Source organism: Serratia sp. CY27727, assembly GCF_052169275.1.
Lineage (GTDB): Bacteria > Pseudomonadota > Gammaproteobacteria > Enterobacterales > Enterobacteriaceae > Serratia > Serratia sarumanii.
The window spans coordinates 275298-288628 of the sequence record NZ_JBJNLB010000002.1 but is presented as its reverse complement, the minus strand read 5'-3'; the positions used below and the strand labels follow the sequence as shown (position 1 = coordinate 288628).

Annotated in this window: 11 protein-coding genes; 8 read left to right on the top strand and 3 right to left on the bottom strand. The window is 61.5% G+C overall.

All coding sequences use genetic code 11. From position 1 onward, the window contains the following. Positions 1-209 precede the first annotated feature (209 nt). The 3 genes from ACJ8HB_RS06270 (at position 210) to ACJ8HB_RS06260 (ending at position 5188) form a co-directional block, all read left to right on the top strand. Positions 210-1370 (top strand): NapC/NirT family cytochrome c, encoded by a 1161-nt coding sequence (locus ACJ8HB_RS06270; RefSeq protein ID WP_033648001.1) that lies wholly within the window; start codon positions 210-212, stop codon positions 1368-1370. 12 nt (positions 1371-1382) lie between these two features. Further along, positions 1383-3857, top strand: a complete 2475-nt coding sequence (torA, locus tag ACJ8HB_RS06265; RefSeq protein WP_033648002.1) for a trimethylamine-N-oxide reductase TorA — start codon at positions 1383-1385, stop codon at positions 3855-3857. Positions 3858-4012: 155 nt separating this feature from the next. Then, on the top strand, positions 4013-5188 hold the full coding sequence (locus ACJ8HB_RS06260; protein WP_047571267.1) for a sugar efflux transporter: 1176 nt from the start codon (positions 4013-4015) through the stop codon (positions 5186-5188). On the opposite strand, the gene ACJ8HB_RS06255 is transcribed toward ACJ8HB_RS06260, so the two are convergent. Further along, a complete protein-coding gene (locus ACJ8HB_RS06255; protein WP_015378527.1) occupies positions 5185-5439 on the bottom strand; it encodes a YkgJ family cysteine cluster protein in 255 nt (84 codons plus the stop codon). The genes ACJ8HB_RS06260 and ACJ8HB_RS06255 overlap by 4 nt on opposite strands. A 262-nt stretch (positions 5440-5701) precedes the next feature. On the opposite strand from ACJ8HB_RS06255, the gene mtr reads away from it, so the two are divergent. Together mtr and yeiP are read left to right on the top strand one after the other, a co-directional pair. Further along, positions 5702-6946, top strand: a complete 1245-nt coding sequence (gene mtr, locus ACJ8HB_RS06250; RefSeq protein WP_047571265.1) for a tryptophan permease — start codon at positions 5702-5704, stop codon at positions 6944-6946. Positions 6947-7072: 126 nt separating this feature from the next. Further along, the gene (gene yeiP / locus ACJ8HB_RS06245; RefSeq protein WP_033635271.1) at positions 7073-7645 is read left to right on the top strand and encodes an elongation factor P-like protein YeiP; all 573 of its coding nucleotides are present in this window, start codon (positions 7073-7075) and stop codon (positions 7643-7645) included. A 43-nt stretch (positions 7646-7688) separates the two neighbouring features. On the opposite strand, the gene uxuA is transcribed toward yeiP, so the two are convergent. Beyond that, on the bottom strand, positions 7689-8879 hold the full coding sequence (gene uxuA / locus ACJ8HB_RS06240; protein ID WP_033635272.1) for a mannonate dehydratase: 1191 nt from the start codon (positions 8877-8879) through the stop codon (positions 7689-7691). Between the two features lie 293 nt (positions 8880-9172). On the opposite strand from uxuA, the gene ACJ8HB_RS06235 reads away from it, so the two are divergent. Further along, on the top strand, positions 9173-10645 hold the full coding sequence (locus tag ACJ8HB_RS06235) for a mannitol dehydrogenase family protein (protein ID WP_047571264.1): 1473 nt from the start codon (positions 9173-9175) through the stop codon (positions 10643-10645). Between the two features lie 62 nt (positions 10646-10707). On the opposite strand, the gene ACJ8HB_RS06230 is transcribed toward ACJ8HB_RS06235, so the two are convergent. Further along, on the bottom strand, positions 10708-11016 hold the full coding sequence (locus ACJ8HB_RS06230) for a type 1 fimbrial protein (protein ID WP_033635274.1): 309 nt from the start codon (positions 11014-11016) through the stop codon (positions 10708-10710). Between the two features lie 318 nt (positions 11017-11334). Between ACJ8HB_RS06230 and ACJ8HB_RS06225 the strand changes: the two genes are divergently transcribed. Both ACJ8HB_RS06225 and ACJ8HB_RS06220 read left to right on the top strand, forming a co-directional pair. After that, a complete protein-coding gene (locus tag ACJ8HB_RS06225) occupies positions 11335-12309 on the top strand; it encodes a CobW family GTP-binding protein (protein WP_033648007.1) in 975 nt (324 codons plus the stop codon). A 77-nt stretch (positions 12310-12386) separates the two neighbouring features. Then, positions 12387-13097 carry a phosphatase PAP2 family protein gene (locus ACJ8HB_RS06220; RefSeq protein WP_033653795.1) on the top strand — a complete coding sequence of 237 codons (711 nt, stop codon included), beginning with the start codon at positions 12387-12389 and terminating at the stop codon, positions 13095-13097. Positions 13098-13331 lie beyond the last annotated feature (234 nt).

Sequence of the window (13331 nt, the reverse complement as noted above, 5' to 3'; positions counted from 1 at the left end):
TCGCTTCCCCTGCCGCTCGACCCCATCGCTATATACACCAGAATATAACGCTATTTTTTGCGATATATGCCCTTTTTTTGACTACGGATAACCCTATGGGGTTAACCCTCTTCTATATTACCCCTGCAATCGACGTGGCATTCTGACCTCCGGTCGGCGGCCTTTTGGCAAGATTTTATTTTAAATTCATAATTATAAGCGGGTTTACCATGAGCAAAAAACTGACTGGCTTTGAAAAAAAGCGCCGGTGGGGATGGCTATGGCTTTTGCTGCTGGGGATTATCCTCGGCGCGGCGCTGTTGGCCGGGACCGCCACCGTATTCCATAAAACCAGCGATACCGCCTTCTGCGTTTCCTGCCACACCATGCAACAGCCGCTGGCCGAATATCAGGGCAGCGTTCACTTCCAGAACACCAAGGGCATCCGCGCCGAGTGCGCCGACTGCCACGTGCCGCACCAGCCGATCGATTACCTGTGGACCAAAATCCGCGCGGTGAAAGACATTTACGGCGAAATGGTCGGCACCATCGATACGCCGGAAAAATACGAAGCGCACAAGCTGGCGATGGCGCAGTCGGTCTGGAAAACGCTGAAAGAGAACGACTCGGCCACCTGCCGCTCCTGCCACAGCTACGACGCCATGGACATCACCGCCCAGCGCCCCGAGGCGCGCCTGCAGCACCCGGTGGCGATCAAACAGGGCGAGACCTGCATCGATTGCCATAAGGGCGTGGCCCACATCCTGCCGGACATGAGCGGCGAAACCCAGGCCGGCGCCGCCGAGCTGGCGAAGGCCGCGGCGCTGACCGCGCCGGACGCCACCACCCTCTACACCATCGCCACCGAACCGTTCTTCCTCAGCGCGGACGACAGCCATAACGCCGGCAACCTGATGCCTTCCACCGAAGTGCAGGTGGTGAAACAGGATGGCGACAAGGTGCTGGCCACCGTGAGCGGCTGGCAGCAGGACGGCGTCAGCGAAGTGTTCTACGCCGCGCAGGGCAAACGCATCCTCAGCGTGCTGCTGGGTGAAGACGCACGCCAACAGCTGAAGACCGCCTCCACCCAGACCGATGCGGAAACCGGCCTGGTCTGGCATCAGGTCTCTTTGCAGGTGTGGCTGCCGCGTAAACAGTTGATTGACGATCAGCAAAAAATCTGGCGCTACGCCGCGGACATGATGTCGGCCAACTGCACCGGCTGCCACGGGCTGACCGCGCTCGATCGCTTCAACGCCAACCAATGGATTGGCGTCATCAAAGGCATGGCGCCGCGCACCTCGCTGACGCAGGAACAGCTGCGCGTGCTGACGCAATACGTACAAAAACACGCCAGCGACATGCCACCTGCCGCACCGGCCAAGCTTTAAGGGAGAAGCGCAATGAGCAACCAACAACCGTTAACCATGAGCCGCCGCCGCTTCCTGACCGGGGCCGCCGCGCTGGCCGCCGCCCCGCTGCTGGCGGGCCTATGGCCCAAAGCGGCGCTGGCGCAGGCCATCAGCGAAGCGCTGCCGCAGTTCATCGCCTTGCGCCAGGCGCAGAAAGGCATTCTGACCGGCGCCCACTGGGGCGCGTTCGAGGCCATCGTGCAGGACGGCAAGATGGTGGGCGTGCAGCCGGTGCAGGACGATCCGTATCCGAATGAGCTGATCGCCATGGCGCCTTATCAGGTGCACGCCGAGAACCGCATCAAATACCCGATGGTGCGTAAAAGCTGGCTGGAGGGCGGCCCCGGCAGCCGCACCGAGCTGCGCGGCCGCGACGAGTGGGTGCGCGTCAGCTGGGACAAAGCGACCGAGCTGGTGTGCAATGAGATCACGCGCCTGCAAAAAGATCACGGGCCGCAGTCGATCTACGCCGGTTCCTACGGCTGGAAAAGCGTCGGCATGCTGCACAACAGCCGCACGCTGCTGCAACGCCTGATGAACCTGACCGGCGGTTTCCTCGGCTACGCCGGCGACTACTCCACCGGCGCGGCGCAGGTGATCATGTCGCACGTGGTCGGTTCGATGGAGGTCTACGAACAGCAGACCGCCTGGCCGAACGTAATTGAGAACAGCGAGCTGGTGATCCTGTGGGGCTGCAACCCGATGGTCACGCTGAAAAACAGCTGGAACGTGCCGGATCACGTCGGCCAGACCGGCTTCGAGGCGCTGAAGAAGAAAGGCACCCGGGTGATCAGCATCGATCCGGTGCACAGCGACAGCGCCAAGTTCGTCAATGCGCAGTGGATCGCCCCGCGCCCTTATACCGACGGCGCCATGCTGATCGGCATCGCCCACACGCTGCTGACCGAGAAGTTGCATAACCCGGACTTCCTGAAAACCTACACCGTCGGCTTCGACAAGTTCCAGGCCTACCTGCTGGGCGAGAGCGACGGCGTAGCGAAAACCGCCGAATGGGCGGCCGACATCAGCGGCGTCGATGCCGACACGCTGCGCCAACTGGCGCGCGAGATGGCGAAGCACCGCACCATGATCATGGGCGGCTGGGGCATTCAGCGCCAGCACCACGGCGAACAACAGCACTGGCTGCTGGTGACGGTGGCGGCGATGCTCGGCCAGATCGGCCTGCCGGGCGGCGGCTTCGGCTTCAGCTACCACTATTCCTCCGGCGGCAGCCCTACCGCCAAAGGCGGCATCATCGCCGGCATCTCCGCCGGCAACGCGCCGAAGAACTCGCCGGCGCCGATCCCGGTGGCGCGCATCGCCGAATGCCTGAGCAACCCGGGCAAAACCATCGACTTCAACGGCGCCAAGGTCACCTACCCCGAGGTGAAAATGGTATATGTGGCGGGCGGCAACACCTTCCACCAGCATCAGGACACCAATAACCTGGTCAAAGCCTGGCAGCGGCCGGACACCATCGTGGTCAACGAGCCTTACTGGACCGCCACCGCCAAGCATGCCGACATCGTGCTGCCGGCCACCACCAGCTACGAGCGCAACGATCTGGAAATGGGCGGCGACTATTCGCAGCTCTACGTGTTCCCGATGCACCAATGCGTGCCGCCGCAGCACGAGTCGCGCAGCGACTTCGACATCTTCTCGGCGATGGCGGCCAGGCTGGGCGTGCAGGAAGCCTTTACCGAAGGCAAGGACGAAACCCAGTGGCTGAAAGGCATGTACGACGACATGAAGAACCAGGCGCGCGCCGCCCGGGTGGCGCTGCCGCCGTTCGACATGTTCTGGCAATCCAACAACTACGTGCGCTTCCCGGTGCCGGAGGCCAATAAGCAGTGGGTGCGCTTCGCCGACTATCGCGACAACCCGCTGCTGAACCCGCTGGGCACGCCGTCGGGCAAGATCGAGATCTACTCCGACGCCATCGCCAAAATGCATTACGAGGATTGCCCCGGCATCCCGACCTGGATGCCGCCGCACGAGTGGTATCGCGGGCCGGAAGCGGCCAAGTATCCGCTGTCGCTCAATACCGCGCACCCGACCAATCGGCTGCACTCTCAGCTCGACAACACGCCGCTGCGCGAGAAATACGCGGTAGCGGATCGTGAAGCGATCCTGATCCACCCGCAGGACGCGCAGCCGCGCGGCATCAGCGGCGGCGATCTGGTGCGGGCGTTCAACGATCGCGGCCAGATCCTGGTGGGGGCGGTGGTCAGCGAAGACGTGCGGCCGGGCGTGGTGCGCATCAGCGAAGGCGCCTGGTTCGATCCGGCCGATCCGGCGCAGCCCGGCTCGCTATGCAAGAACGGCAACGTCAACTGCCTGACCTTCGACATCGGCTCTTCCAGCCTGGCGCAGGGCAACTGCGGGCAGATGGCGCAGCTGCAGATCGAGAAGTATCGGGGGCCGGTATTGAAAAATACCGCGCACGCGGTGCCGCAAGGCGCCTGATCCCGTGATAAACGGGGGCGCGTAACGCGCCCCTTTTTTCCTCGTCGCCGCGCGACATATCCGCTTACCCTTCGCCGCAAGGGAGCGGTTTGCGTTTCATTTCAACGGGCGTATGATGCGCGCGACCTCCCTTTTTCGACGAATTATCAACCGCCATGCCGACTTCATCCGCAGTAACGCGACGCGCGCCCGATCTCACTTCGCTGGCCTTTTTGGCGGTGGCGTTTCTGACCGGCATCGCCGGCGCGTTGCAAACCCCGACGCTGAGCCTGTTTCTGGAAACCGAGGTCAAGGTACGGCCGGCGCTGGTCGGGCTGTTCTTTACCGGCAGCGCGGTGATCGGCATTCTGGTCAGCCAGTTTCTCGCCGGCCGTTCGGATAAACAAGGCGACCGCAAATCACTGATCTTCCTCTGCTGCATGCTGGGTGCGCTGGGGTTCACGCTGTTCGCCTGGAGCCGCAACTATTACCTGCTGCTGCTCGTCGGCGTGCTGCTCACCAGCTTCGGCTCCACCGCCAATCCGCAGATGTTTGCGCTGGCGCGCGAGCATGCCGATCGCACCGGGCGCGAGGCGGTGATGTTCACCTCCATCATGCGCGCCCAGGTTTCCCTTGCCTGGGTCATTGGCCCGCCGATCGCCTTCGCGCTGGCGCTGGGCTTCGGCTTTAAGGTCATGTATCTGGCGGGCGCGGCGGCCTTTGTGCTGTGCGGCCTGCTGGTGTGGAAGCGGCTGCCTTCGATGCCGAAAACCGCGGCGACGAACGCGCCCCTGGCCGCACCGCGGCAGCATCGCCGCGATTCGCTGCTGCTGTTCGTCGCCTGCACCCTGATGTGGACCGCCAACAGCATGTACCTGATCAACATGCCGCTGTATGTGGTGCACGAGCTGCGGCTGCCGGAGCGGCTGGCCGGGATATTGATGGGTGCCGCCGCCGGGCTGGAGATCCCAATCATGCTGCTCGCCGGCATGGTGGCGAAACGCTGCGGCAAGCGTTGTTTGATGCGCGGGGCGGTGGTCGCCGGCGTGCTGTTCTATTGCGGCCTGCTGTTTATCACCGGCAGTTGGCCGCTGATTGCCCTGCAGCTGCTGAATGCGGCGTTTATCGGCGTGCTGGCGGGCATCGGCATGCTCTACTTTCAGGATTTGATGCCCGGTCAGGCCGGCACGGCCACCACGCTGTTCACCAACACCATTCGGGTAGGCTGGGTCATCGCCGGCACCATCGCCGGTGCGGTGGCGGAAATCTGGAATTACCATGCGGTGTTTTACGCCGCGCTGGCGATGGCGGCAGGCGCGACGCTGTGTCTGTGGCGGTTGAGGGAAGCTTAAGGCGCGGTGTCCGCTTCCAGCCTGGCGAGATAAATCAGCGCCTGATCGCGGTGATCGTGGCACATGTCGCGGCTCGGCTGCAGGCTGCCGCACACCTTCGGCCGCAGCGGCGAATGAAACAGGCCACAGCGCAGCCGTTCATCCAGATGAATGCAGCGGGTATTGGCGGGCTTGCCGTTCGGCATGCCGGGGATCGGGCTGGATATTGACGGCGCGATACAGCAGGCGCCGCAGTCGCTGCGACAGTCCATCAGCGCTACTCCTGGTGGGCTGGGGAAAAGAAGCGCGACAATAGCAGCCGCGCGCGGCGGCCGCCAGCAGAATCCCTGCGTCCCGGCGATCTTTACACTCATCGCCCTGCGCCGGCCGGCTGCATCCTATGGCGAAAAACGCCCAACAAACCTTAATTTAAAGACAAAAACGCGTGAAACGTGCAATTACCACGCTTTACATGCGCCATGCGCCCATGTACCATTGAGCTAGTACAAAAGAACCCATCCCTCAGGAGCACGCATGTCTACGGACACCATCCAGAAGCTGGCCCGCCCTTCCATCCTCGGCGGCGCGATGATCATTGCCGGAACCGCCGTTGGCGCCGGCATGTTTTCCATTCCGATCGTCACTTCCGGTGTCTGGTTCAGCGGCTCCGTCGCGCTGCTGGTGTATACCTGGGCCTGCATGTTGCTTTCCGGCCTGATGATCCTCGAAGCCACGCTGCACTACCCGAGCGGCGCCAGCTTCAACACCATGGTCAAGGATCTGCTGGGCAAAGGCTGGAACGCCGTGAACGGCCTGTCGGTGGCATTCGTGCTGTATATCCTGACCTACGCCTATATCTCCGCCGGCGGCTCGATCATCGCCCACACGCTGGAGGGCATCGTCGGCGTCGGCCAGACCACCGCCGGCTTGGTGTTCGCGCTGGTCGTGGCGTTTATCGTCTGGCTCTCCACCCGCGCGGTCGACCGCCTGAGCACCATTTTGATCGGCGGTATGGTGATCACCTTCGTGATGTCGGTGGGCGACATGTTCACCCAGGTGCAGCCCGCGGTGCTGTTCAACACCGGCGATGACCAGGCCAGCTATCTGCCTTACGCCCTGGCGGCGCTGCCTTACCTGCTGACCTCATTCGGCTACCACGGCAACATTCCCGGGCTGGTGAAGTATTACCATAAGGACAGCGGCTCCGTGGTGCGCAGCCTGGTGTACGGCACCCTGCTGGCATTGGCTATCTACATCCTGTGGCAGTACGTGATCCAGGGCAATATCGCGCGCGACGCCTTTAAGCAAGTGATCGCCGAGGGCGGCAACATCGGCAGCCTGCTCAAGCAAATGGGCAACGTCTCCAGCAGCCAGACCGTCAGCCAACTGCTGAACGCCTTCTCCTATATGGCGCTGGCCAGCTCGTTCCTCGGCGTGTCGCTGGGCCTGTTCGACTACCTGGCAGACTTCTGCAAGTTCAAGGACGACGCCGTCGGACGCAGCAAGACCGCGCTGGTGACCTTTGTGCCGCCGACCCTGGCCGCGCTGCTGTTCCCGAACGGTTTCCTGTACGCCATCGGTTTCGCCGGGCTGGCGGCCACCGTCTGGGCGGTGATCGTGCCGGCGCTGATGGCGCGCGCCAGCCGCCGCCGCCACCCGCAGGCCGGTTACCGCGCACCGGGCGGCAACGGCGTGATCCTGTTCGTCATCCTGTTCGGCCTGATCAACGCCGCCGCGCATATTCTTTCGCTGTTCGGCCTGCTGCCGGTCTTCCGCTAATCCCCGACGGGAGGGCGATCGCCCTCCCTTTCCCGCACTGTTTTTACGCCGGGCTATTGCCTGAAATCGGCGGCGCGAGTACCTTGTCGCAACTTCTCTAATACTCTTCATTGCGGATGAATTGAAATGGCAAGAGCTAACGAAATTAAGCGCGGCATGGCGATCAGCTACAACGGCAAGCTGCTGCTGGTAAAAGATATCGACGTGCAGAGCCCAAGCGCCCGCGGCGCCAGCACCCTGTACAAAATGCGCTTCTCCGACGTGCGCACCGGCCTGAAAGTGGAAGAACGCTTCAAGGGCGACGATATCCTGGACACCATTTCCCTGTCGCGCCGCAAGGTGAACTTCTCCTATATCGACGGCGAAGAATACGTGTTCATGGATGACGAAGACTACACCCCGTACATCTTCAAGAAAGACCAGATCGAAGACGAGCTGCTGTTCATTCCGGAAGGCGGCCTGCCGGGCATGCAGGTGCTGACGCTGGAAGGCCAGGTGCTGGCGCTGGAGCTGCCGCAGACCGTGGATATGGAAATCGTCGAGACCGCGCCGGGCATCAAAGGCGCTTCCGCCAGCGCCCGCAACAAACCGGCCACCATGGCGACCGGCCTGGTGATCCACGTGCCGGAATACCTCAGCGCTGGCGACAAAATTCGCATTCATATCGCCGAACGCCGCTACATGAGCCGCGCCGACTAGTCGACGCCAGCGGGGCCGGAACGCGGCCCCGTTTCATTTTCCGCTACGGCAACTCCGGGAAAAAACGCCGCTTGAGCGCCAGCTCGACGCCGCGCAGCTCCGCCAGCCCTTTCAACCGCCCGATGGCCGAATAGCCCGGATTGGTTTTCTTTTTCAAGTCGTCCAGCATCTGATGCCCATGATCGGGGCGCATCGGGATCGGCCGCCGATCGCCCGCCCGCTGCCGACGCAACTCTTCGGTCAGGATCGCTTCGATCACCGCCACCATGTCCACATCGCCCTGCAGGTGCGCCCCTTCGTGGAAGCTTTTCGGGTTCTCCTCGCGGCAGGTGGCGCGCAGGTGGGTAAAGTGAATGCGATCGCCAAAGGTTTCAATCATCCGCACCAGATCGTTGTCGGCGCGCACGCCGTAGGAACCGGTGCATAGGGTGAAGCCGTTATAGATGCTGTCGACGGTCTGCTTCAGCCATTGCATGTCTTCAATCGTGGAGACGATGCGCGGCAGGCCGAGGATCGGCCGCGGCGGATCGTCGGGGTGCACCGCCAGCCGGATGCCGACCTCTTCCGCCACCGGCACGATGGCGCGCAGAAAGACCGCCATGTTCTCGCGCAGCCGCGCCTTGTCGATGCCGTCGTACTCCGCCAACCGGCGGCGGAACTGTTCCAGCGTGTAGCCCTCTTCCGCCCCCGGCAGCCCGGCGATGATGTTGCCGGTCAGCCGGTTTTTTTCCTCCTCGCTCATGGCGGCGAAATAGGCCGCCGCCTGACTGCGCTCTTGCGGCGTATAATCGGCCTCGGCGCCGGCGCGCTGCAGGATATGCAGCTCGAACGCGGCGAAGGCGATCTGATCGAAGCGCAGCGCTTTGGAACCGTCCGGCAGCGGATAGGCCAGATCGGTGCGCGTCCAGTCGAGGATCGGCATGAAGTTGTAGCAGACGGTGTCGATGCCGCAGGCCGCCAGGTTACGCAGCGACTGTTGATAATTGGCGATGTACCGCCGCCAGTCGCCGCTGTGGGTTTTGATCTCCTCATGCACCGGCACGCTCTCCACCACCGACCACACCAGCCCCTTTTCCGCCAACAGCGCCTGTCGCGCGCGGATCTCATCGATCGGCCAGACGTCGCCGTTCGCGATATGATGCAGCGCCGTCACCACCCCGGTCGCCCCGGCCTGACGCACGTCGTCCAAAGAGACCGGATCGTTCGGGCCATACCAACGCCATGTTTGTTCCATGTTTTGTCCTTATGCCTGTCTCGCACCGCGATGCTGTTATACCAGTTTAATTTAGATGTCAGCTACCTTTAACTTACTCTTTCGCCCTGCGCTGTCAAAACCGAACCCCTCATTGGTTGATCCACTTCACGATTCTGGCTTATTTTGGACTGACCAATTCCTTTAGCTGGCCGACATCCTTACACTGGTCGCAGTTTTTTATCGCCGGCGCCCCCCTGCCGATGTGGCAGAAAACTGGTCTGCTAACTTGGCGCAACTGGCCCGCCAGCTGTCTTACATGCTTTGGAGATGAGATGAAAACGATCGCCAACACCCCATTGCCGGGCGCCGTCCGGCAGCCGGGCTATGACCGCCGGGCTCTGCGCAGCCGCATCGTGCACCTTGGCTTCGGCGCGTTCCACCGCGCGCATCAGGCGCTGCTGACCGATCGGGTGCTGAACGCCCACGGCGGCGACTGGGGCATCTGCGAGATCAGCCTGTCCGGCGGCGTGCCGCTGTTTGAGGCGCTGCGGCAACAGGATCATCTGTACAGCGTGCTGGAGAAAGGCGCGGACGGCCATCAGGCCATCGTAGTCGGCGCGGTGCATGAAAGCCTGCACCGCAAGCTGGAGGGCATCGCCGCGGTGCTGGAGAAACTGGCCGAGCCGCAGGTGGCGATCGTCTCGATGACCATCACCGAAAAAGGCTACTGCATCGAGCCCGGCAGCGGGCGATTGGATCGGCAGCATCCGGGGATCGTCGCCGATCTGGCGTGGCCGCATCAGCCACAGACCGTGCCCGGCATTTTGGTGGAGGCGCTGCGGCTGCGGCGCGAACGCGGCCTGCCCGCCTTCTCCCTGCTCTCCTGCGACAATATTCCGGAGAACGGCCACGTGCTGCGCCGGGCGGTGCTCGATCTGGCGCAGGCGCGGGATCCGTCGCTCGCCGATTGGATCGCCACCGCCGCCACCTTCCCCTGCACCATGGTGGATCGCATCGTGCCGGCCGCCACGCCGGCCACGCTGGATGAGATTGCCGCCGCGCTGGGCGGCGTGCGCGACGAATGCGCCATCGCCTGCGAGCCCTTTATTCAATGGGTGGTGGAAGACAACTTCGCCGCCGGACGCCCGGCGTGGGAGCTGGCCGGCGCCCAGCTGGTCAGCGATGTGCTGCCGTTTGAGCACATGAAACTGCGCATGCTGAACGGCAGCCACTCGTTCCTGGCTTACCTCGGCTACCTGGGTGGCTACCGCTATATCAACGAGTGCATGGCGGATGAACACTACCGTCGCGCCGCCCTGCGGTTGATGCTGGACGAACAGGCGCCCACCCTGAGCGTTACCGGCATCAGTCTGACCGACTACGCCGCACAGCTTATCGCGCGCTTCAGCAACCCGGCGCTGCAACACCTCACCTGGCAGATCGCCATGGACGGTTCGCAGAAGCTGCCGCAGCGCCTGCTGGACGCGGTGCGCTGGCATCTGCGGCACGGCGGCGACTATAGCGGGCTGGCGCTGGGCGTGGCGGGCTGGATGCGTTACGTCGGCGGCGTCGATGACGCCGGTCAGCCGATCGACATTCGCGATCCGCTGGCAGACGTACTGCAACAGACTATTGCCGCTACGCCGGACGATCGGCGGCGCGTAACGGCGCTGCTGGCGCTGAAATCGGTGTTCGGCGAATCGCTGGCAACGCATGCGGCGTTTGCCGACGCGGTGACGCAAGCCTATTTGTCGCTGCGCGATCGCGGTGCGCGTGAAACGGTGAAGGAGTGGGTGCTGCGGTGAGAAGCCTGCAGGGCCGAGAATAACCATGCCGGCGTAACGTTACGCCGGCATGGCGGAACGACTTAACGATAAACGACCGTCATAACAGCGAGTTTCTTCTGTTGGTCTACCCACTTCATTTCGGTTGTGCCTAGATTTAGCGGAAGTTCTTTGCGTGTAGTATCAAAACCTGACAACGCTTGCTGGGCCTGATAACGCTGGCCGTTGCGGTAACATTGCGTATTCGCCTTAGAATCTGCAATATTGACCGTGCAAGGACTTTCAACGATAGAACCGACGAAGCGAATTACCCCGCCGGCCACTCCTGCATGACTCACTGCCGTCCATGAAAACAACATTCCTACGATCAAAAATAACCGAAAGGTATTCATGGCAACCTCATTTTTAGTTAAGCCAATTTAACCATAGAGGATCTTGTTAGGAATAATCGCAAGGAAAGGGACGAGATTTGATCGTTAATCGCGTCATTAACAATGTAAAAACAAGCTACTAACAAAAGTTAACCGCATCTAATACAGGGTTTTATCTAAGAATTTTCTTGTTATGAACGGTGGATTTTGTCGGTTGAAAAGCGCATGGTGACGTGCAAAATTTGCGAGATAGAGCACAAATTAAATCGCGGCGGTTTCACCGATAAGGCTGCGTAACTCATTTATTAAGCAGGTTAATTTTTGCTCCAGGAATTATTAATGACCAAAACCAATTTGATTACCGGTTTCCTCGGCAGCGGTAAAACCACCACTATCCGCCATTTGCTGGCTCATAAACCCGAACATGAGCGCTGGGCGGTATTGGTCAATGAATTCGGCGAGATCGGCATCGACGGCGCGCTGCTGGCAGACAGCGGCGCGGTGCTCAAAGAGATCCCCGGTGGCTGCATGTGCTGCGTCAACGGCCTGCCGATGCAGGTGGGCTTGAATATGCTGTTACAGCAGGCCAAACCGGATCGGCTGCTGATCGAGCCGACCGGGCTCGGGCATCCGAAACAAATTCTATCGCTGCTGACCCAGGAGAGCTATGCCGGCTGGATCGATCTGCAGGCCACCCTGTGCCTGCTGGATGCCCGCCAGCTCAGCCAGCCCCGCTACCGCGACAACGAAAACTTCCGCGATCAGTTGGCCGCGGCCGACGTTATTTTGGCCAGCAAAAGCGATACCTATCAGCCGGAAGACAGGCGGGCGCTGGAGGCCTGGAGGGCGCAAGATCCGCTGCGGCGGCCCTGTTATGCCATCGCGCAAGGCGAAGCGGATGTCGCGCTGTTGTCACTTCCGCGCACGAATCGTACAGAATTGCCGGACGCGCAGCATCATCATGGTCAGGCGAAAACGCAGGGGCTGGCGGCACTGCGGCTGCCGGAGCACGCCCGCTGGCGGCGAGCGTTGAACGAGGGGCAAGGCTTCACCAGCTGCGGCTGGATTTTTGACGGCGACACCCAATTCGACACCGTCGGCTTTATGGAATGGGTGCGACTCGCGCCGGTAGAACGCGCCAAAGGCGCGGTGCGCATCCCCGAAGGCACATTGCTGATCAATCGTCAGGGACAGGATCTCAACATCGAAACCCGCCCGGTCGCGCCGCTCGACAGCCGAATTGAGCTTATCCACAGCGAAAATGCCGATTGGAACGCCCTGCAATCCGCCTTGTTTAAGATTCGTTTAAGTTAGACCCCGTACCGTTGCCCCCCGGTTGCCGCAGGGCGGCCGGGTTTTATTTCGTTTTCATTTTGCCAACAGGTTATGTCATGACACGCCGCAATTTACCCCTCATTCTCCTCTTCAACTTACTGGGCGTTGCGCTGTTCCTGTCCTGGTTCCTGCCGGCCAATCACGGCGGCTGGTTTACCCTGGACTCGGCGATCTTTTTCTTCTTTAACCGCCATCTGGCCACCGACCCGGCGTTTTTGCACCTGGTCGCCATCACCAACAACCGCGCGTTTGACGTGATTTCGCTGCTCGCCATGGGCCTGCTGTATTTGTACTTCTACCTGAAGCAGGACGCCGCCGGCCGCCGACGCCTGGTGATCACCGGCGTGGTGATGCTGCTGACCGCCGTGGTGCTGAACCAGCTTGGCCACCTGCTGCCGGTGAAGCATCCGAGCCCCACCCTGACCTTCGACAATATCTATCGCGTCAGCGAGCTGACCGGCATCCCCACCAAGGACGCTTCCAGCGACAGCTTCCCCGGCGACCACGGCATGATGCTGATTATTTTTTCCTGCTTTATGCTGCGCTATTTCGGCCGCCGCGCCTTCGCCGTCGCCCTGCTGATTACGCTGCTCTTCTCATTGCCACGCGTGATGATTGGCGCCCACTGGTTTACCGATATCGCCGTCGGCTCGCTGTCAGTGGTGCTGGTTGGCGCCAGCTGGGTGCTGATGACGCCTTGCAGCGACTGGATCGTCGATCGGTTGAATCGCCTGTTGCCCGGCAAGCATCGCCCCGGCCAACCATAACTTGCGTCTATGACTCATGCCGGGAGGCGCTCGCCTCCCGGCCTTAATCCCTTCGCTGAGCGCAAAATATCGTCACCGCCCGTTAACGCTTTTGCAACCTGATTTCACGCCAGATTCATACATCGGACAATTGGCGTTTTTTATATGAAGATTTACATTATGTTACATCACAAATTCATATAAAAAAGACTGGAAAAAGGCTCGCAATCCCCTATTTGTTCCGGTAATCTCAGA